Consider the following 20,586-nt stretch of genomic DNA (forward strand, 5'->3'; position numbering starts at 1 on the left):
GCTCCGGCTGCCGCTGCCGGCCCCGCCTTCGAGGCGTCGCACGACGCCGTCAAGGTCATCGACACGCACGACGAGTACCTCGACGCGGTCGCCGCCATCGCCGCCGGGCACGGCCCCGTCGCGGTCGACGCCGAACGCGCCAGCGGCTACCGCTACTCGCAGCGCGCGTACCTGATCCAGGTGTTCCGCCGTGGTGCCGGTGCGTTCCTGTTCGACCCGATCCCGATCGGCGACTTCTCCGCCCTGCAGGACGCCATCGTCGACGAGGAGTGGCTGTTCCACGCCGCCTCGCAGGACCTGCCGTGCCTGCAGGAGGTCGGCCTCGTCCCGACCCGCATCTTCGACACCGAACTCGGCGCCCGCATCGCCGGGTTCCCCCGTGTCGGCCTCGGTGCCGTCGTCGAGCAGTTGCTCGGCATCACCCTGGCGAAGGCGCACTCGGCCGCCGACTGGTCCACCCGTCCCCTGCCCCAGTCGTGGCTCGTCTACGCATCGCTCGACGTCGAGCTGTTGCCCGACCTGCGCGACGCCCTCGCCGAGAAGCTCGACGAGGCCGGCAAGTCCCGCATCGCGGCCGAGGAGTTCGACGCGGTGCTGCACCGTGCACCGAAGCCGGCCCGCGCCGAGCCGTGGCGTCGGTTGTCGGGCATGCACGCGCTCCGTGGTGCCCGCGCCCTGGCGATCGCCCGGTCGCTGTGGCTCGCCCGTGACGAGTACGCCCGACTGGCGGACATCGCCCCGGGCCGCACCATCCCCGACGCCGCGATCGTCGCCGCTGCGGCCGCCGCACCCGAGTCGCGCGCCGAGCTGGGGGCGCTGAAGGCCTTCACGGGCCGCGCCAGCCGTTCCGAGCTCGACCGCTGGTGGGTCGCCGTCGACGAGGGCCGCACCACCGAGGACCTCCCCCGCCTGCGTGGTGCCGGCGAGGCGACGCTCCCGCCGCCGCGCGCCTGGGCCGACCGCAACCCCGCGGCCGACCGCCGGTACAAGGCCGCGCGCGCCGCGGTGACGAAGCGTGCCGAGGAGCTCGACATCCCGCTCGAGAACCTGCTCACGCCGGAGACGCTCCGGCTTGTGTCGTGGGCCCCGCCGTCGCCGGTGTCGACCGAACTGGTCGGAGCCGCGCTCGCCGAGCACGACGCGCGCCCGTGGCAGGTCGAGGAACTCTCGTCGATCATCGCGTCGGCCTTTGTCGTTGCTGCACAGCGGCCCGCGGCGACGGACGACGACGAGTCGTAGGAACTGCCCAACCGGCATGCGGCCGCCCAGGGTGGGGGCATAGCGTCGGCAGGGTCGCCGGGCGAGGCCCGGCCAGGCCGGAGCGACCTGCGTTCCGGCCCGATCGAAGAGGATCTGGGAGGCCCGGATTGCCAAAGGCATCAGACGTCGTGTTCGTGGACGGCGTTCGCACACCGTTCGGACGAGCCGGCGAGAAGGGGGTGTTCTGGAAGACGCGGTCCGACGACCTCGCGGTGCACGCGATGCGCGGACTGCTCGACCGGAACGACTCCCTCGACACCGCAGCGGTGGACGACGTCGCCGTCGCCGCGACCACGCAGCAGGGTGACCAGGGCCTGACGCTCGGGCGCACGGTCGGCATGCTCGCAGGCCTGCCGAAGTCGGTGCCCGGCTACGCGATCGACCGCATGTGCGCTGGCGCCATGACGAGTGTCACGACGCTCGCGGGTGCCATCGCCTTCGGTGCCGCCGACGTCGCGATCGCCGGTGGGGTCGAGCACATGGGCCGCCACCCGATGGGCTTCAACGCCGACCCCAACCCGCGTTTCGTCGCGGAGCGCATGGTGTCGAGCGACGCCCTCGTCATGGGCGCCACCGCCGAGCGCCTGCACGACCGCTTCCCCGCGATCACGAAGGACCGCACGGACGCCTACGCCGTCCAGTCCCAGCAGCGCTACGCCGCCGCCTGGGCGAACGGCAAGCTGCAGCCCGACGTCATCCCGGTCGAGGTCAACAAGGGCGACGGCTGGGACGTCATCAGCACCGACGAGCCGCCCCGGCCGGGTACCACCCTGGAGGCGCTGGCCGCCTTGAAGACGCCGTTCCGGCCCCACGGACGGGTCACCGCCGGCAACGCAGCCGGACTCAACGACGGCGCGACCATGAGCCTGCTCGCGTCCGAGGACGGTGCGAAGCAGCACGGCCTGTCGACGAAGATGCGCATGGTGTCGTTCGCCTTCGCCGGCGTCGAGCCCGAGGTCATGGGCGTCGGCCCGGTCCCCGCCACCGACAAGGCACTGTCGAAGGCCGGACTGTCGATCGACGACATCGGCCTGTTCGAGATCAACGAGGCGTTCGCCGTCCAGGTGCTCGCCTTCCTCGACAACTACGGCATCGCCCAGGACTCCCCGAACGTGAACGCGTGGGGCGGCGCCATCGCCGTCGGCCACCCGCTCGCGTCGAGCGGTGTCCGACTCATGAACCAGCTCGCGGCGCAGTTCGCCGAGCGACCGGACGTCAAGTACGGCATCACCACGATGTGCATCGGGCTCGGCCAGGGCGGCACCGTCATCTGGGAGAACCCGAACCACAGCAAGTCGGCCGAGCGTTCCGCTCGGAAGGGGGCGTGACCATGACCATCGTCGACAACGACCGACTGGCCGAACTCAGCGAGGACGAGGTCGTCACCCACTCGTTCGTGAAGCACGTAACCATGCCCTCGGGCGGCACGCTGGCACTCATCACGCTCGACAACGGCAAGGACTACAAGCGGCCGAACACCCTCGGACCCCGCACGCTCCGTGAACTGTCCGGGGTGCTCGACACCCTGCGGACCGAGGCCGCCGCCGGCACGATCCAGGGCGTCGCGATCACCGGCAAGGAGTACTGCTTCGCGGCGGGGGCCGACCTGTCCCAGGCCGCAGCGGTCCCGTCGCGCGAGGCCGCGCACGACCTCGCCGCCCTCGGGCACGCCACGCTCCGCAAGTTCGCCGACCTCGGAGTGCCGTCGTTCGCGTTCGTGAACACCCTGGCGCTCGGGGGCGGGCTCGAGATCGCCCTGCACTGCACGTACCGGGCCTTCTCGTCCGCCGCGCAGGGCATCGGCCTGCCCGAGGTGTTCCTCGGCATCATCCCCGGCTGGGGTGGCGCGACACTGCTCCCCCGCCTGATCGGCCCGGAGCGCGCGCTCCGCGTCATCGTCGAGAACCCGCTCAAGAACAACCGCCTGATGGACGGTCCGGCCGCGGTCGAGATCGGCATCGGCGACGTCCTGGTGCCGTCCGTCACGTTCCTGCCCTCGTCCGTTGCCTGGGCCGATCGTGTCATCACCGGCGCGACCAAGGTGGTGCGGAAGAACGAGCCGGGCATGCTCGAGAAGGCGGCATGGGGCACCGTCGTCAAGGTCGCGCGTGGCCAGGTGGCGTCGAAGATCGGCACCGTGCCGAAGTCGCCGTTCCGAGCACTCGACCTGGTGGCCGCCGCCAAGTCGGGCTCGCTCGACGAACGGTTCGCCGACGAGGACGACGCCCTCGCCGACCTGCTGTCCGGCGACCAGTTCGCCGCGTCGATGTACGCCTTCGACCTCGTGCAGAAGCGCGCGAAGAAGCCCGTCGGCGCGCCGGAAGGTGTCGAACCGAAGAAGATCACCAAGGTCGGTGTCCTCGGCGCCGGGCTGATGGCCTCCCAGTTCGCGCTGCTCTTCGCCCGCCGTCTCGGGGTCCCCGTGGTCATCACCGACGTCGACCAGTCCCGTGTGGACGCCGGTGTCGAGCGGATCCGCGGCGAGGTCACGAAGCTGCTCGACAAGGGCCGGATCTCCCCCGACGACGCCAACCGCATCACCGCGCTCGTCAGCGGCTCGGTGTCGTACGACGACTTCGCCGACGCGGACTGGGTGATCGAGGCCGTCTTCGAGGAGATGACCGTCAAACAAGAGGTCTTCCGGAAGATCGAGCAGGTCATCGCCCCGGACGCCATCCTCGCCACGAACACGTCGTCGCTCTCCGTCGACGAGATGGCGTCGGTCCTGACGAACCCGGAGCGGCTCGTCGGCTTCCACTTCTTCAACCCGGTCGCGGTCATGCCGCTGCTCGAGGTGGTGCGCGCGGCGAAGACCTCGGACGAGGCCCTCGTCACCGCCCTCGCCGTCGCGAAGACCCTGAAGAAGACCGCGGTCATCACCGCGGACCAGCCCGGCTTCGTCGTCAACCGGGTGCTCGCCCGGGTGCTCGGCGAGGCGATGCGCGGCGTCGAGGAAGGCACCTCGTTCGACACCGTCGCCCAGGGTGCCGCACCGCTCGGCCTGCCGATGTCGCCGTTCGAGCTGCTCGAGCTCGTCGGGCTGCCGGTCGGTGCGCACGTGCTCGATTCGCACCACGCCGCCTGGCCGGAGCGCTTCTACCCCGGCGACGGCCTGAAGAAGATCGCCGAGCACGGGACGATCCTGACCCGCGACAAGAAGGGCAACGCGACCGGGTACGACCCCGCCGCCGTGAAGCTGGTCGCACCGTCCAAGAAGGACGCGAAGCCCGTCGACGCCGCCGAGATGCAGCGCCGGTTCGAGGATGCCCTGGCCGACGAGCTGCACCGCATGCTCGAGGACAAGGTCGTCGAGCACGTCGAGGAGATCGACCTCGGGCTCATCCTCGGCGCCGGCTACCCGTTCCAGGCCGGTGGGATCAGCCCGTACCTCGACCGCTCCGGTGCCTCCGAGCGTGTCTTCGGCGGTACGTTCCACGAGCCCCTGATCGTCGGCCCCGCTTCCCGCTAGGCCCAGTACGCAAAACACCGGTGTTCGCGCACCGAACACCCGCAAACCGCGGAGTGGAGCGCGAACACCGGTGTTTTGCTGACCGGACCCGGACCGGACCCGGACCCGGGCCGAGCGGTCAGCGGTCGGACGCGGCGGACTCGCGGGAGCGCGCGGGCTTCGCCTGCGGCAGCTTCGTCCCGACGACCTGGTCGATGACGTCGCGGGCGATGGCCTGCGCCGTCAGCCCCGCGTCGGCGAGGATCTGGGACCGCGTCGCGTGGTCGATGAACGCGTCGGGCAGCCCGAGCTCGTTCACCCCGGTATCGACCCCAGCGGCACGCAGGTCCTGCCGCAGCCGGGTCCCGACGCCGCCGACCCGCACGCCGTCCTCGATCGTGATGACGAGCCGGTGTGAGCGCGACAGTTCGATGAGCGAACCCGGGACCGGGACCACCCAGCGCGGGTCCACGACGGTGACGCCGATGCCCTGCGCCTCGAGCAGCGCCGCGGCCTCGAGTGCCACCGGCACCATGGACCCGACGGCGACGAAGAGGACGTCCTCGACGTCGTCCGCGGCGGCGTGCAGCACGTCCACACCGTCGGGGAGACGACGGACCGCGGGGATGTCCGGCCCGACCTGCCCCTTCGACCACCGCAGCACGGTAGGGGCATCGTCGACGGCGATCGCCTCGCGGAACTCCTCACGCAGTGTCGCGGCGTCCCGTGGTGCGGCGATCCGGATCCCCGGCACCACCTGCAGCAGTGCGAGGTCCCACATGCCGTGGTGCGACGGGCCGTCCGGACCGGTGATGCCGGCGCGGTCGAGCACGAACGTCACGCCGGCCCTGTGCAGGGCGACGTCCATCAGCACCTGGTCGAACGCCCGGTTCAGGAACGTCGCGTAGAGCGCCACGACCGGGTGGAGTCCCCCGTACGCCAGGCCCGCGGCGGTCGTCACGGCGTGCTGCTCGGCGATGCCGACGTCGTACACGCGGTCGGGGTGCTGCTCCTGGAACAGGTGCAGCCCGGTCGGCCGGAGCATCGCCGCCGTGATCGCGACGATCCGAGGGTCCGAGGCGCCGGCCTCGGCCAGGGAGGACGCGAACACCGAGGTCCACGAGGGGCCCGACGCGGCGTCGAGCGACTCGCCCGTCTCCGGGTCGATGTGGCCGACGGCGTGGAACTGGTCGGCTTGGTCGCGGAGCGCGGGTTCGAAGCCGTGGCCCTTCTCCGTGATGACGTGCACGATCACGGGAGCGCCGTACTCCTTGGCCTGCCGGAGCGCAGCCTCCATCGCCTGCTGGTCGTGCCCGTTCACCGGGCCGATGTACTTGATGTCGAGGTTCGAGTACAGCGCCTCGTTGTTCGTCAGTCGCGACAGGAAGCCGTGCAGGCCCCCGCGCATGCCGCGGTACACCGCACGACCCGGAGCACCGAACCGCGCCGCCACGGCCTGCGTGCTCTCGTACAGGGCCCGGTACTCGCGGCGGGTGCGCACGGAGCTCAGGAACCGCGCCATGCCACCGATGGTCGGGGCGTACGAGCGGCCGTTGTCGTTGACGACGATGACCAGGCGCCGGTCGTTGTCGTCGGAGATGTTGTTGAGCGCCTCCCACGTCATCCCACCGGTGAGCGCGCCGTCCCCCACCACCGCGACGACGGTGCGGTCGGTCTGGCCGGTCTGCCCGAACGCGCGGGAGATGCCGTCCGCCCACGACAACGACGACGACGCGTGCGAGGACTCGACGATGTCGTGCTCGGACTCGCTGCGCTGCGGGTAGCCGGCGATGCCACCGCGTTCGCGCAGCTTGGAGAAGTCCTGCCGCCCGGTGACGAGCTTGTGCACGTACGACTGGTGCCCGGTGTCGAAGACGAAGGGGTCGTTCGGCGAGTCGAACACGCGGTGCATCGCGAGCGTCAGCTCGACGACACCCAGGTTCGGCCCGAGGTGCCCACCGGTCTTCGCGACCTCGGCGACCAGGAAGCGTCGGATCTCGGCGGCGAGGTCGGTCATCTGCGCGTCGGAGAGACGCTTCAGGTCGCGCGGCGACGTGATGCTGCTGAGCAGGCTCACGAGCGCTCCTTTCGTGGGGCTGTCGGCCCACTCTATGCGCGTAGGGACAGAACAGACTGGAGGCGCGGTGCCAGCTGGCACCGCGCCTCCAGGCAGTATCTGGGTCGCGTCAGACGAGCGAGCGGAGCACGTACTGCAGGATGCCGCCGTTGCGGTAGTAGTCGGCCTCACCGGGGGTGTCGATGCGGACGACCGCGTCGAACTCGACCGGCTGCTTGCCGGCGGGCGAGTGCTCGCTCGGCGTCGCGGTGACGTGCACGGTCTTTGGGGTGCGGCCCTCGTTCAGCTCGGTCAGCCCGGAGATCGACACGACCTCGGTGCCGTCGAGGCCGAGGGACTCGACCGTCTCGCCCGCCGGGAACTGCAGCGGGACGACACCCATGCCGATGAGGTTCGAGCGGTGGATCCGCTCGAAGCTCTCGGTGATGACCGCACGGACACCGAGCAGGTTCGTGCCCTTGGCCGCCCAGTCACGGGACGAGCCGGAGCCGTACTCCTTGCCACCGAAGATGACGAGCGGGATGCCCTGCTCCTGGTAGTGCTCCGAGGCGTCGTAGATGAACGACTGCTCGCCGTCCGGCGTCGTGAAGTCACGGGTGTACCCGCCCTCGACGCCGTCCAGCAGCTGGTTGCGCAGACGGATGTTCGCGAACGTGCCGCGGATCATGACCTCGTGGTTGCCGCGACGCGAGCCGTAGGAGTTGAAGTCCTTGCGGTCGACGCCGTGCTCGGCGAGGTACTGACCGGCGGGGCTGTCGGCCTTGATCGAACCGGCCGGCGAGATGTGGTCGGTCGTGACCGAGTCGCCGAGCTTCGCGAGCACGCGGGCACCGGAGATGTCCGCCACCGCGTCGGGCTGCATCGTCATGCCCTCGAAGTACGGGGGCTTCCGGACGTAGGTCGACTCCTGGTCCCACTCGAAGGTGTCGCCCGTCGGGGTCGGCAGGTTCTTCCAGCGGTCGTCGCCCTCGAACACGGAGCCGTACTCGTGGGTGAACATCTCGGTGTCGATCGAGGTGTCGATGACCTGCTGCACCTCAGCCGCGTCGGGCCAGATGTCGGTCAGGTAGACGTCGTTGCCGTCCTGGTCGGTGCCCAGTGCGTCCTTGTCGAAGTCGAAGTGCATCGACCCGGCGAGGGCGTACGCGATGACCAGCGGCGGGGACGCCAGGTAGTTCATCTTCACGTCGGGGTTGATGCGGCCCTCGAAGTTGCGGTTGCCCGAGAGCACCGCGGTGACGGCGAGGTCGTTGTCCTGCACGGCCTGCGAGATCTCCTCGGGCAGGGGGCCGGAGTTGCCGATGCAGGTCGTGCAGCCGTAGCCGACCGTGTAGAAGCCGAGCTGCTCGAGGTAGGTGGTGAGACCGGCCTTCTCGTAGTAGTCGGTGACGACCTTCGACCCCGGCGCGAGGGTGGTCTTCACCCAGGGCTTCGCGGTGAGGCCCTTCTGCGCGGCGTTCCGGGCGAGGATGCCGGCGGCCATCATGACCGATGGGTTCGACGTGTTCGTGCACGACGTGATCGCGGCGATCGCCACGGCACCGTGGTCGATCGTGAACGGGTCGCCGTCGGCGATGGCGACCGAGGTCGGCTTCGAGACGGTGCCGGGCGCGCTCGAGGCGTGCACGGGGACCTCGGACCCGGGGGCGTCCTGCAGGTCGTCCACGGCGTGCTCGTCACCGGGGGCCGCGGCCACCGGGTCGGACGCCGGGAACGTGTCGGCGACGGCCTTGTCCTCTTCGCTGTGGTCGATGCTCGCGTAGTTGGCGAGGTCGACCTCGAACTGGTCCTTGGCCTTCGACAGCTCGATGCGGTCCTGCGGACGCTTCGGGCCCGAGATGGAGGGCACGACCGTGGACAGGTCGAGCTCCATGTACTCGGAGTAGTTCGGCTCGACCGAGGCGTCGTGCCACAGGCCCTGGGCCTTGGAGTACGCCTCGACCAGGGCGATCTGCGCCTCGTCGCGACCGGTCAGGCGCAGGTAGTCGAGCGTGACGTCGTCGACCGGGAAGATCGCCGCGGTGGAACCGAACTCGGGCGACATGTTGCCGATGGTGGCGCGGTTGGCGAGCGGGACGGCGCTGACGCCCTCGCCGTAGAACTCGACGAACTTGCCGACGACGCCGTGCTTGCGGAGCTCCTGCGTGATGGTGAGCACCACGTCGGTCGCGGTCACGCCGGCGGGGATCTCGCCGGAGAGCTTGAAGCCGACGACCTTCGGGATGAGCATCGACACGGGCTGGCCGAGCATCGCGGCCTCGGCCTCGATGCCGCCGACGCCCCAGCCGAGCACACCGAGGCCGTTCACCATCGTGGTGTGCGAGTCGGTGCCGACCAGGGTGTCCGGGTACGCGTAGGTCTCGCCGTCGAAGTCACGCGTGTAGGTGACCTTCGCCAGGTACTCGATGTTCACCTGGTGCACGATGCCGGTGCCGGGCGGGACGACCTTGAAGTCCTCGAACGCGGTCTGGCCCCAGCGGAGGAACTGGTAGCGCTCGCCGTTCCGCTCGTACTCCAGGTCGGTGTTGCGCTGCAGGGCGTCCGTGCTGCCGAACAGGTCGGCGATGACGGAGTGGTCGATGACCATCTCGGCCGGCGACAGCGGGTTGATCTTGTTCGGGTCGCCGCCGATGTCCGCCATGGCCTCGCGCATGGTGGCGAGGTCGACGATGCACGGCACACCCGTGAAGTCCTGCATGACGACGCGCGCCGGCGAGAACTGGATCTCGGTGTCGGGTTCCGCGTCGGGACGCCAGGAGCCGAGCGCCCGGATCTGCCCCTCGGTGACGTTCTTGCCGTCCTCGGTGCGGAGGAGGTTCTCGAGCAGCACCTTCAGGCTGTAGGGCAACTTCTCGTGCCCGGGAACCGAGTCGATCCGGTGGATCGCGTAGTCGACACCCCCAACCGACAGTGTGTCCTTCGAGCCGAAGCTATTGACTGCAGCCACCGTGCCGCCTCCCTACTGATCGGTTTGCCCTCATCCTCGCGGGCCGTGGACCGTCCCACCAGCAAGGCAAACCTAATCCCGCGGACGCGTGCGCGCCCGGCGAGAACTATCTTGATGTCGAGAGAACTCTACACCGCGGCGACGTCGTCGCGTCGGACGAACACGGTGCGGACCAGCAGCCAGGTCACCCAGAGCACCGCCGCGTACAGCGGCACGCCGAGGATGAGCTTCAGCCCGGCGAGCAGTTCGACCTGCGCCGTCAGGTAGAGCGGGACCTCCACCGCGAGCCGGACGGCGAACAGGCCGACCCAGATCCAGGTGGCGACCGTCAGGACCCGCCGCTTGACCGGGTCGGCACGCCAGTCGACGTGCGAGCCGTCCTCGTTCGCGGGCAGCAGGAAGCCGACGACGAGCCCGATGAGCGGCCAGCGGATCGCCAGCGTGATCAGCAGCCCGACGAGCCAGACCGCGTTGATGATGATGCCGGGGATGAAGTTGCTCTCCGCGCGGCCGGTGATGAGCGCGAGGCCGGCCGAGACCGCGACGCCGAGGATGCCCGCGAACGACATCGTCACCGACTGCCGCTGCACCAGCCGGAGCACCACGAACACCAGGCCGACGACCACGGGGATCACGACGCTGGGCACGAGCTCCTTCGTGATCGCGTAGACGACCAGGAACGCGAACCCGGGCAGCACCGACTCGGCGAGCCCACGAACCCCGCCGACCGCGCCCAGCAGGGCCCGACCGGACGGTGCCTCGCCGGGCGCGACGCGGGCGATGCCGGCGTTCTGCACCGCGTCACGGAACTGCGCGGAGAACGACGGCGCCACCGACGACTCAGCTGCCGGTGCAGCGGGGTCGGGGCCAGCCGTCTCGGGTCGTGGGGTGTCGTCGTGGTCCGGCACCGTGCCTCCAGGCGGGGTTGCTCGTCGGGCCGTCAGATCGCGGTCTGCGTCGACTTGGGCATGTGCAGCGGGATGAGGTCGCGCGGCGGCATCGGCGTCGTGCCGCGCACGACGACGACGCTGCGGAACAGCTCCTCGATCTCGCTGGCGTCGTCGGGCTGCTCGGCGGCCTTGCCGGCGATCACGCCGCGCAGGAACCAGCGCGGGCCGTCGACGCCGACGAAGCGGGCCGGACGGGAACCGGCGGTGCCGCCGTCACCATCCACGGCGACCGGCACGGACGCCCGGAGCTCGGGGCCGAACGGGCCGTCGACCTCGGTCACGACACCGCCCTGGCGCTCGATCTGCTCGGCGATCTGGGCGCGGATCTCGTGCCACAGGCCGGTGGACCGGGGCGCGGCGAACGGCTGGACCTGCAGCGTGGAGTCGTCGTAGTCGAGCCCGACCGCGACGACGCGCTGCGAGCCCTCCTCGACCTCGAGGCGCAGGTGCAGGCCCTCACGCGGGAGCACCTTCACCCCGCCCAGGTCGACGTAGGGGCGGACCAGGTTCGCCTCGGTCTCGTCGTGGGGGCCGTTCTCGGCCCGGTCGTCCGGAGCGGACTTGTCCGTCGGGGCGACCGCGTCGACCTCGTCGTGGTCCGCGTCTGCATCGGTCGCGATGTCGACCTCGGGGGACGTGTCCGCGACCTCGATGTCGTCGGCGACGGCGTCCGCCACCTCGACCTCGTCCTGCTTGCGTCGGCCGAACTTCATGCGCGCGTCCCTTCCTGAGCGTCTGCGGCGGCACCGTGCACGGCGCCGCTCCGGTCACCGTAGCCCGACGAGCCGAACCCGCCCTGTCCGCGGACGCTGTCCGGCAGCTCGTCGACCCGGGTGTAGGTCACCTGCGGCACCGGCATCACGATCAACTGGGCGATGCGGTCGCCCACGTGGACCTCGTACGGTTCCGTCTGGTCCGTGTTGAGCAGCGCGACCTTGATCTCGCCGCGGTAGCCGGAGTCGACGGTGCCGGGGCTGTTCACGATCGTGATGCCGTGCTTCGCCGCCAGGCCGCTGCGCGGCACCACGAACGCGGCGTACCCCTCGGGCAGCGCGATCCGCAGTCCGGTGGCGGCCAGGTGTCGCTCGCCCGGTTGCAGCACGAAGGCCTCGGTGGAGACGAGATCGGCACCCGCGTCGCCGGGGTGGGCGTGGCCGGGAGCGTGCTCCCCGGTCCAGAGGACGTCGACTGGTTCGGTCACGTGACGAGGCTAGTGCAGCCGTGACCGTTCCGTGACCTCGTCCGCTCGTGATCGAATGGACCCGTGACCCTGTACCGCGAACGACTCTGGGCCCCGCCCGCCCTGTACCTGGCGACGGCGCTCGTGATCCCCGCCACCCTGCTCGTCTTCCTCCCCATCAGCGTCCTGGCCGGCGTCCTCGTGGCGATCGGGATGGAGCTCGGGGTCCTCGTGCTCCTGTGGGTACTCGCACCCACCATCGAGGTCACCGACACCGAGTTCCGCGCGGGCAGGGCACACCTCCCCCGGACGCTCGTGGGCACGACCGAGGCGTTCGAGGGCACGGCGGCCACCGAGCAGCGCGGCCCGGCACTCGACGCCCGCGCCTGGACCCTCTTCCGCGGCTACGTGCGGGGGGTCGTCAAGGTCGAGGTGCGCGACGACGCCGACCCGACGCCCTACTGGCTGGTCAGCGTCCGCCACCCGGGCAAGGTCGTCGAGGCGCTGCGGTCCTGACGGACCACGGGCAACGGCCCTGGAGGCGCGGCTCGGCCCCGCCTCGCAGCCCACGACGAAGGCCCCGCATCCCATCGGGACGCGGGGCCTTCGCTGATCGTTGCGTCGAGGACGACGCGGCTGTGCTCGCTAGAGCGACGCGCACTCCGCGCAGACCGGTCCGAGCTTCGACTCGTGGTCGAGCTGGGAACGGTGCTTCACGAGGAAGCACTCGACGCAGGTGAACTCATCGACCTGCGGGGGCAGCACCACGACGTCGAGGTCGACGTCGCTGAGGTCCTGCCCGGCGAGTTCGAAGCTGCCGGGGTTGTCGGAATCATCGTCGACGACCCCCGACATCTTGTCGGGAACGCGCTCCTTGAGGGCCTCGATCGACTCTGAGTCAGAGTTGTCGTCGGTCTTCCGGGGGGCGTCGTAATCGGTGGCCATGCCCATCCATTCTCGTATCGAGAGGTCGTCGCCGGGTGATCGGCGGCGACAGTTTGCACCACGCCCCGCCGATGCGCAAACCGAGTGCTGCGGCGGGTCGTGCTGGCTGTGCAACCGGTGACCCGAACCGGACATTCCCGACACCCGTTGCCGGGCTCCGGCGCGCTCTCGGATCGGCCTGCGGATGTGCGCGGCACGCCCGTGCGCCTCCCCGGAAACCGTCCGTCCTCCCTGCATACTCACGGGGTACGACAGCAGGACCGTACGCGACGCTGGGAAGGCGGAACCATGCAAGACGTGAGAGTCATCGGAGTCGAGTCCGGCGCACTCCTCCTGGCGACCGACGGCGGCACCGAGTTCCGGTTGCCCGTCTCGTCGTCGCTGGCGGGTCAGGTGCGCCAGGCGAACCCCGACGCCGGTCCGCAGAAGCGGGTCTCCCCCAAGGACGTCCAGGCACGGATCCGCGGTGGCGCCGACGCCGCCGACGTGGCAGCCGCGCTCGACGTCGACGTCGAGTACGTCCGTCGCTTCGAGGGTCCGGTCCTGGCGGAGCGGGCCTTCATCCTCGACGCCTCGCACCGCGTCCCGGTCACCCCGGTCGACGACGAGGCCCCCGACACCTTCGGCCCCGCGATCACCGCGAAGCTCGAGGCCGGCGAGGCCACCGCGATCACCTGGGGCTCCTGGAAGCACCCGGAGAGCGGCTGGCAGGTCCGCGTCCGCTACACCGCGGGCGAGGTCGAGCACGACGCCCAGTGGCGTTTCGACCCGAAGACCTCGACCCTCGCGCCCGACAACGGTGACGCCCACCGGCTGTCGCACACCGACGACGAGGGCATCGCCCCGCGCCTGCGTGCGGTCGAGTTCGAGCAGCAGGACGACGACGGCACCCGCTTCGACTCCGGAGCCTTCCGCGTCGACGAGCCGGAGCAGCCGGCCGCCGAGCCCGAACCGTCCCAGCACGCACCGCTCCGTGCGCCGCTGCCCCGCATCGGCCAGGCCACCGTGGAAGAGCGTGCTCCCGGCAACGAGACCGCCGACCTGCTCGAGGCGCTGCGCCGTCGCCGTGGTGAGCGTGAGGCCGCGTCCTTCGGCGAACAGCGTGACGAGCCCGCCCGCGGGACCTCGATCAGCGTCGTCGACATCCCGCTGCAGGGCTTCGAGGACGGCGGCGCGAACGACACCGCACCGCAGTCGACCGACGGCCGTCCGGCCTCGGCGCCGGAGCCCGAGAGCCGTGGCGAACGCAAGAAGCGCAGCCGCCGCTCGATGCCGAGCTGGGACGAGATCGTCTTCGGCACACGCCCGGACGACGACCCCGCCTGATCCGGACCACCGCGCGGCCGCGCTGACGTCCCTAGTGGGCGAAGGCACCGGCGAGCCGGAGCGGGACGATCGTCTCCTCGTCGGTCATCGCGCCGTGCTGGCCGATCATGCGCTTCGGTGTCTCGTCCCCGCGCAGGGCTCGGTCGTCGTTGAACGCCCACGAGCCACGCGCCACGACGAGCACGTCACCGATCCGCGGCACCACCTCGTCGGACACCTGCCCGAACCACCCGGCCTCGATCGCCTCGGCACGGCTGGCGACGGACGCCTTCTTGCCGTAGCGCGCCCGGAACGCGCCGACGAGGGCGCGGACGTCGGTGCCCGGTGCGACCGTGAGCTGTCGGCAGCGCGGGTCTCCTGCGACACCGACGACGTCGGTGAGCAGCAGCGGGTCGATCGCGATGTTCGCGTGGTCCGGCACGTCGAGCACACCGTGGTCCGCCGTCACCAGGACCCCCACGTCGTCGGCGCTGCGGGCATCGAGGCGGGCGAGTTCCCCGTCGAGCAACTCGAGCGCGGCCGTCCACCGGTCGGACTGCCAGCCGGACTTGTGGCCGATCGAGTCGAGCTCCGGCACGTACAGGTAGACGAGCGACCGGCCGGAGTCCGTCTCGGCCAGGGCGGCGTCGACCCGCTGGGCGATCGAGTCCGCCGACACGTACCGCGCACCGCCGAGCACGTTCGCGGTCATCCCGGACGATCGGTACCGGTCCGGCCCGACGACGACCGGGTCGAGTCCGAGCTCAGCCGCCCGGGTGAACAGCGTCTGCGTCAGGAGCCAGTCGGCGGGCACCTCGGTGTCCCAGCCTCCGAGCAGGTTCATCACGGCACCGGTGTCCGGGTTCCAGCCGCTGTACCCGATCACCCCGTGGGTGCCGGGCGATCGGCCCGTCGTGAGCGTGCTCAGTGCGGCCGCGGTCGTGGTCGGGAACCCGCTCCGCAGCTTCTTCGCGGTGCCGGTGCCCTTCGCGCCGGTCAGCCAGCGGGCGTGCCCGGCGCGCGCGGACAGCGCGGCGGACCCGAGGCCGTCGACCAGCACGACGATCGCCGAGCGGGCGGGGCGGAGGGTGATCCGGGCCTCCAGGCCGTTGCCACGCAACCACGCATCGTCCGCAGCACCGAGCGCGACGAGGCAACTCGGGAAGACGTCGGCGAGGTTCGCGACGCCGTCGGGGGCCGTCGGTACGCTTGTTCCCATTCCACGAGTCTTCCAGACGACTCTGGTCTTCCAGAAAGGTGCCATGGCACGCACGGATGTAGTCGGCCTGCCCGACGGTGAGCGCATCGAGGACGTCGACGTCTCCGAGGAGATGCAGGGTTCCTTCCTCGAGTACGCGTACTCCGTCATCTACTCGCGGGCACTGCCCGACGCCCGCGACGGCCTGAAGCCGGTGCAGCGCCGGATCCTGTACCAGATGGCCGAGATGGGGCTGCGCCCCGACCGCGGACACGTCAAGAGCGCCCGCGTCACGGGCGAGGTGATGGGCAAGCTGCACCCGCACGGCGACGGCGCGATCTACGACGCGCTGGTCCGGATGGCCCAGCCGTTCACGATGCGCGTGCCGCTCGTCGACGGCCACGGCAACTTCGGCTCACTCGACGACGGACCCGCTGCGGCCCGCTACACCGAGGCACGGCTCGCCGAACCGTCGATGGCGATGACCGAGGGCCTGGGCGAGGACGTCGTCGACTTCGTCCCGAACTACGACAACCAGATCATGCAGCCCGGCGTGCTGCCGGCGGCGTTCCCGAACCTGCTCGTCAACGGTGCCTCCGGCATCGCGGTGGGCATGGCGACGAACATGGCACCGCACAACCTGGGCGAGGTCGTCGAGGCCGCGAAGCACCTGCTCATGAACCCGCAGGCCACCCTCGAAGAGCTCATGGAGTTCGTGCCCGGGCCTGACCTGCCGTCCGGCGGCACCATCGTCGGGCTCTCCGGGGTCCGCGACGCCTACGCCACCGGCCGCGGTTCGTTCCGCACCCGAGCCAAGGTGAGCGTCGAGAACCTCACCCCGCGCAAGGTCGGCCTCGTCGTCACCGAGCTGCCCTACCTGGTCGGCCCCGAGCGCGTCATCGAGAAGATCAAGGACGGCGTCCAGTCCAAGAAGCTCGTCGGCATCTCGGACGTCAACGACCTGACCGACCGCAACCACGGGCTCCGGCTCGTCATCGGCATCAAGAGCGGCTTCAACCCCACCGCCGTGCTCGAGCAGCTCTACAAGCACACCCCGCTCGAGGACGGCTTCGGCATCAACAACGTCGCCCTGGTCGGCGGGTCACCGCGCACCCTCGGGCTGCGCGAGCTCCTCGACGTCTACGTGCGGCACCGGCTCGACGTCGTCACCCGCCGGTCGCAGTACCGCCTGGCACGTCGCAAGGAACGGCTGCACCTGGTCGAGGGCCTGCTCATCGCGATCCTCGACATCGACGAGGTCATCCAGGTCATCCGCACGTCCGACGACTCCGAGGCGGCGCGCAACCGCCTGCGCGACGTCTTCGACCTGTCCGAGGTGCAGGCCGAGTACATCCTCGAGCTGCGCCTGCGTCGCCTGACGAAGTTCTCGCGGATGGAGCTCGAGGCCGAGCGTGACCAGCTGCTCGCCGACATCGCCGCCCTCGAAGAACTGCTGGCGTCCGACGAGCGCCTCCGCGCGCAGGTCGCCCTCGAGCTGACCGAGGTCTCCGACAAGTTCGCGACCCCGCGCCGCACCCTGCTCACCGAGGCGGACGCCCCGGTCAAGGGCGGTCGGAAGGCCGCGGTCGACCCGGAGTCCCTGCAGATCGCCGACTCCCCCTGCCGCGTGCTGCTCTCGACCACCGGGCGGCTCATCCGCGTCGACATCCCGACGTCGGAACTCGGCATCGTCCGCGTGCCGAAGCGCTCGAAGCACGACGCCGTCCGCTCCGCCGTGGTGAGCACAGTCCGCGGGCAGCTCGGCGCCCTGACCTCCACCGGGCGGGTCCTGCGGCTCTCCCCCGTCGACGTCCCCGCCGTGCCGCCCGCAGCGGTCCGGCTCGACGCCGGCGTCCGGGTCACCGACTTCTTGGCGCTCACCAAGGGCGAGACGGTCGTCGCGCTCGTCGACCTCGGTGGGGCATCGTCGGACTCGCTGGCAATCGGTACCGCGCACGGCGTCGTGAAACGCGTCGTCCCCGGCGCCTGGCCGGACAAGCCCGAGTTCGCCGCCATCGGCCTGAAGCCCGGAGACGCGGTGGTCGGTGCCGCCCAGGCCCCGGAGTCCGACGACCTGGTGTTCATCAGCTCGAACGCGCAGCTGCTGCGGTTCCCGGCGTCCGTCGTCCGTGCGCAGGGGCTGCCCGCCGGTGGAGTGGCCGGCATGGCCCTGGCCGACGGCGCCGCCGTGATCTGGTTCGGGTCCGTCGCACGCTCCGACGACGCCGTGGTCGCCACGGTGTCCACCACCTCGACAGCGCTGCCAGGCACCGACGCCGGCCGAGCCAAGGTCTCCGCGCTGTCGGAGTTCCCGGCGAAGGGCCGCGCGACCCAGGGTGTCCGGGCGCACGCGTTCCTGAAGGGCGAGGACGGGCTCACCGTCGGCTGGGCGGGCATCGCGCCGCCGCACGCTGTCGGCACCGACGGCGCCGCCCGCACCCTGCCCGACTGGCTGTCGAAGCGTGACGGGTCGGGTGCACCGCTCGAGGCCGTCATCGGCTCGATCGGCGGCAGCGCCGCGACGCTCGACGGCACCGCCGGCGAGGCGTAGGCGGGCGCCGGCCGGCCGGCCGTCCGCTGCGCGCGTTCGCTCGCTCGCTCGCGAGAGCGACAGTGTCCCGCGAACGGTTCGCGGGACACTGTCGCTTCGGCGGCACGGACCGCGCACGGAGGCGGCACGGTGTCGCTCTGGCGGCACCGAGACTCGGGCTGCCGCCGCGCCGCTACGCGTCGATGCGGTCGCGGTCGAGGCCCTCGCCGGCCAGGATGAACTCCTTGCGCGGCGCCACGTCGTTGCCCATCAGGAGCTCGAACACCTTCGCAGCGCCCTCGGCGTGGGTCACGTTCACCCGGCGCAGGGTGCGGTGCGCACGGTCCATCGTGGTCTCCGCCAGCTGGTCCGCGTCCATCTCGCCGAGGCCCTTGTACCGCTGGATCGGCTCCTGGTACTTCTTGCCCGTCTTCTCGAGCTTCTTCAACACCGTCTGCAGCTCCTGTTCGGAGTACGTGTACAGCGTGTCGTTCGGCTTGCCGCGGTTCACCACGACGACCCGGTGCAGCGGCGGCACGGCGGCGAAGACCCGGCCCTGCTCGATCATCGGCCGCATGTACCGGAAGAACAGCGTCAGCAGCAGTGTGCGGATGTGGGCGCCGTCGACGTCGGCGTCGGACATGATGATGATCTTGCCGTAGCGGGCCTGGTCGATGTCGAACGTCCGACCCGAACCGGCACCGATGACCTGGATGATCGACGCGCACTCGACGTTCGAGAGCATGTCCGACACGGACGCCTTCTGCACGTTGAGGATCTTGCCGCGGATCGGCAGCAGCGCCTGGTACTCGCTGTTGCGCGCGAGCTTCGCGGTGCCCAGGGCCGAGTCGCCCTCGACGATGAAGAGCTCGGTGCCCTCGGTCTCCTGCGAGCGGCAGTCGGCGAGCTTCGTCGGCAGCGAGGAGTTCTCGAGCGCGTTCTTGCGCCGCTGGGTCTCCTTGTGTGCCCGCGCCGAGATGCGGGTCTTCATCTCCGACACGACCTTCTCGAGCAGGGCGGCCGACTGCGCCTTCTCGGTGCGCTGCGTCGAGGTCAGGATCTCGGTGATGCGCTTCGACACCACCTGGTCGACGATCTTGCGGACCGCCGGGGTGCCGAGGATCTCCTTCGTCTGCCCCTCGAACTGCGGCTCGGGCAACCGCACGGTCAGCACGGCGGTCATGCCGGCGAGGACGTCGTCCTTGTCGAGCTTGTCCTGCCCGACCTTGAGCTTGCGGGCGTTCGCCTCGACCTGGGCGCGGACGGCCTTCACGACACCGGACTCGAACCCGGCCTGGTGGGTGCCGCCCTTCGGCGTCGCGATGATGTTGACGAAGCTGCGGAACACGGTCTCGTAGCCACTGCCCCAGCGGAGTGCCAGGTCGACCTCGCACTCGCGCTCGACCGAGGTGGAGACCATGTGGCCCTTGTCGTCGAGCATCGGCACGGTCTCGGTGAAGGTCCCGGTGCCCTGCACACGCCAGACGTCGGTCAGGGGGCTGTCGACGGCGAGGTGCTCGACGAACTCGCCGATCCCGCCCTCGTACCGGAACCGCTCGACCACCGGGCCGGCAGCCACGGTGGTGCCCGTCGCCTCGGCACGGGCGGCAGCGGCGTCGATCGACGCCGCGCGCTCGTCGGTGATGGTGATGCCGAGCCCGGGCACGAGGAACGCCGTCTGGCGTGCACGGGTGACCAGGTCGTCGGTGCTGAACCGGGCGTCGGCGGTGAAGATCTGGCGGTCCGCCCAGTACCGGATCCGGGAACCGGTGACACCCTTCTTGACCTTGCCCACCACACGCAGTTCACTGCCCGACGTGAAGGGCGCGAACGGGGCGTCCGGGCCGATGCCCTTGCTGTCGTCGAAGATGCCGGGCTCACCACGGTGGAACGACATGGCGTAGGTCTTGCCGCCACGGTCGACCTCGACGTCGAGACGCTCCGACAGGGCGTTCACGACCGAGGCCCCGACGCCGTGCAGCCCACCCGAGGCCGCGTACGACCCGGAGCCGAACTTGCCACCGGCGTGCAGCTTGGTGAACACGACCTCGACCCCGGTCAGGCCGGTCTTCGGTTCGACGTCGACGGGGATGCCGCGGGCGGTGTCGCGGACCTCGACGGAGCCGTCGGCGTGCAGCACGACGCCGATCTCGTCACCGTGTCCCGCCAGGGCTTCGTCGACCGAGTTGTCGATGATCTCCCACAGGCAGTGCATGAGGCCGCGGGAGTCCGTCGACCCGATGTACATGCCCGGCCGCTTCCGGACCGCCTCGAGCCCTTCGAGGACGGAGAGATGGCGTGCGGAGTAGTCGGAGCTCACCGTCGGAGTTTACCGAGCGGCGCCGACAGCACCGTGTGGACACTCGCACTGGGGCCAAGCGATCCGCGCTGAGCGAAACAGGGCCCGACAATGCGTCGCTCTCAGGCATCACGTGTTGAAATGGTGCAACCACCCGGCACCACCTGCGATCCGTGAGGAGCACAGCAATGACCCAGACCGTGCAGGACCCCTCCATCGACGAAGTCAGCAACCACCAGCTGACCGCCGCCGACCGTTGCGACAGCTGCGGGGCGCAGGCCTACATCCGAGCCACCATGTCGAGCGGCGAGCTCTACTTCTGCGCCCACCACGGCGCCGAGTTCAAGGACAAGCTCGCGGCGACCGCCATCGAGTGGCACGACGAGAGCAGCCGACTCTACGAGTCGAAGTAGTCGCGACCGACACGCAGACAGGAGGCGCGGTGCC

General features: G+C 70.5%; 15 protein-coding genes. 7 read left to right on the top strand and 8 right to left on the bottom strand.

The features are described from left to right. The first annotated feature begins 57 nt into the window (after positions 1 to 57). The 3 genes from BIU95_RS05690 (at position 58) to BIU95_RS05700 (ending at position 4,729) form a co-directional block, all read left to right on the top strand. The gene (locus tag BIU95_RS05690) at positions 58 to 1,239 is read left to right on the top strand and encodes an HRDC domain-containing protein (protein ID WP_071250883.1); all 1,182 of its coding nucleotides are present in this window, start codon (positions 58 to 60) and stop codon (positions 1,237 to 1,239) included. A 128-nt stretch (positions 1,240 to 1,367) separates the two neighbouring features. Continuing rightward, positions 1,368 to 2,588: a thiolase family protein gene (locus BIU95_RS05695; RefSeq protein WP_081612195.1), complete on the top strand. Its 1,221-nt coding sequence runs from the start codon at positions 1,368 to 1,370 to the stop codon at positions 2,586 to 2,588. A 2-nt stretch (positions 2,589 to 2,590) separates the two neighbouring features. After that, positions 2,591 to 4,729: a 3-hydroxyacyl-CoA dehydrogenase NAD-binding domain-containing protein gene (locus BIU95_RS05700; protein ID WP_031259260.1), complete on the top strand. Its 2,139-nt coding sequence runs from the start codon at positions 2,591 to 2,593 to the stop codon at positions 4,727 to 4,729. A gap of 118 nt (positions 4,730 to 4,847) precedes the next feature. Here the strand turns inward: BIU95_RS05700 and dxs are convergent, their stop codons facing one another. The 5 genes from dxs to dut all read right to left on the bottom strand — a co-directional run bounded on the left by dxs (position 4,848) and on the right by dut (position 11,883). After that, positions 4,848 to 6,785 carry a 1-deoxy-D-xylulose-5-phosphate synthase gene (gene dxs, locus BIU95_RS05705; RefSeq protein WP_071250854.1) on the bottom strand — a complete coding sequence of 646 codons (1,938 nt, stop codon included), beginning with the start codon at positions 6,783 to 6,785 and terminating at the stop codon, positions 4,848 to 4,850. A gap of 109 nt (positions 6,786 to 6,894) precedes the next feature. Further along, positions 6,895 to 9,732: an aconitate hydratase gene (locus BIU95_RS05710; protein ID WP_071250856.1), complete on the bottom strand. Its 2,838-nt coding sequence runs from the start codon at positions 9,730 to 9,732 to the stop codon at positions 6,895 to 6,897. Positions 9,733 to 9,860: 128 nt separating this feature from the next. Beyond that, entirely contained in the window at positions 9,861 to 10,640 is a 780-nt protein-coding gene (locus BIU95_RS05715; protein ID WP_017886102.1) for a DUF3159 domain-containing protein, read from the bottom strand. Positions 10,641 to 10,672: 32 nt separating this feature from the next. Next, complete coding sequence (locus tag BIU95_RS05720) at positions 10,673 to 11,395, bottom strand: DUF3710 domain-containing protein (protein WP_017886101.1); 723 nt, start codon at positions 11,393 to 11,395, stop codon at positions 10,673 to 10,675. Next, positions 11,392 to 11,883 (bottom strand): dUTP diphosphatase, encoded by a 492-nt coding sequence (gene dut, locus BIU95_RS05725; protein ID WP_017886100.1) that lies wholly within the window; start codon positions 11,881 to 11,883, stop codon positions 11,392 to 11,394. Before dut ends, BIU95_RS05720 begins: the two co-directional genes overlap by 4 nt. A gap of 63 nt (positions 11,884 to 11,946) precedes the next feature. Between dut and BIU95_RS05730 the strand changes: the two genes are divergently transcribed. Then, positions 11,947 to 12,378 (top strand): DUF3093 domain-containing protein, encoded by a 432-nt coding sequence (locus tag BIU95_RS05730; protein ID WP_042537043.1) that lies wholly within the window; start codon positions 11,947 to 11,949, stop codon positions 12,376 to 12,378. Between the two features lie 129 nt (positions 12,379 to 12,507). Here the strand turns inward: BIU95_RS05730 and BIU95_RS05735 are convergent, their stop codons facing one another. Further along, positions 12,508 to 12,807 (bottom strand): DUF4193 domain-containing protein, encoded by a 300-nt coding sequence (locus tag BIU95_RS05735; RefSeq protein WP_017886098.1) that lies wholly within the window; start codon positions 12,805 to 12,807, stop codon positions 12,508 to 12,510. 297 nt (positions 12,808 to 13,104) lie between these two features. Here BIU95_RS05735 and sepH point away from each other — a divergent pair, with 297 nt between their 5' ends. Continuing rightward, a complete protein-coding gene (gene sepH, locus BIU95_RS05740) occupies positions 13,105 to 14,133 on the top strand; it encodes a septation protein SepH (protein WP_159556382.1) in 1,029 nt (342 codons plus the stop codon). Between the two features lie 31 nt (positions 14,134 to 14,164). Here the strand turns inward: sepH and BIU95_RS05745 are convergent, their stop codons facing one another. Beyond that, on the bottom strand, positions 14,165 to 15,331 hold the full coding sequence (locus BIU95_RS05745; protein WP_071250858.1) for an alkaline phosphatase family protein: 1,167 nt from the start codon (positions 15,329 to 15,331) through the stop codon (positions 14,165 to 14,167). Between the two features lie 43 nt (positions 15,332 to 15,374). Between BIU95_RS05745 and BIU95_RS05750 the strand changes: the two genes are divergently transcribed. Continuing rightward, the gene (locus tag BIU95_RS05750) at positions 15,375 to 17,861 is read left to right on the top strand and encodes a DNA topoisomerase (ATP-hydrolyzing) subunit A (protein ID WP_071250860.1); all 2,487 of its coding nucleotides are present in this window, start codon (positions 15,375 to 15,377) and stop codon (positions 17,859 to 17,861) included. Between the two features lie 172 nt (positions 17,862 to 18,033). Here BIU95_RS05750 and BIU95_RS05755 read toward each other — a convergent pair whose 3' ends face one another. After that, positions 18,034 to 20,160, bottom strand: coding sequence for a type IIA DNA topoisomerase subunit B (locus tag BIU95_RS05755; RefSeq protein WP_071244557.1), 2,127 nt, complete (start codon positions 20,158 to 20,160; stop codon positions 18,034 to 18,036). Positions 20,161 to 20,327: 167 nt separating this feature from the next. Here BIU95_RS05755 and BIU95_RS05760 point away from each other — a divergent pair, with 167 nt between their 5' ends. Continuing rightward, a complete protein-coding gene (locus BIU95_RS05760; RefSeq protein ID WP_017886093.1) occupies positions 20,328 to 20,552 on the top strand; it encodes a hypothetical protein in 225 nt (74 codons plus the stop codon). Positions 20,553 to 20,586 lie beyond the last annotated feature (34 nt).

The organism is Curtobacterium sp. MCBA15_007 (assembly GCF_001864905.1).
GTDB classification, from domain to species: Bacteria; Actinomycetota; Actinomycetes; order Actinomycetales; family Microbacteriaceae; genus Curtobacterium; species Curtobacterium poinsettiae.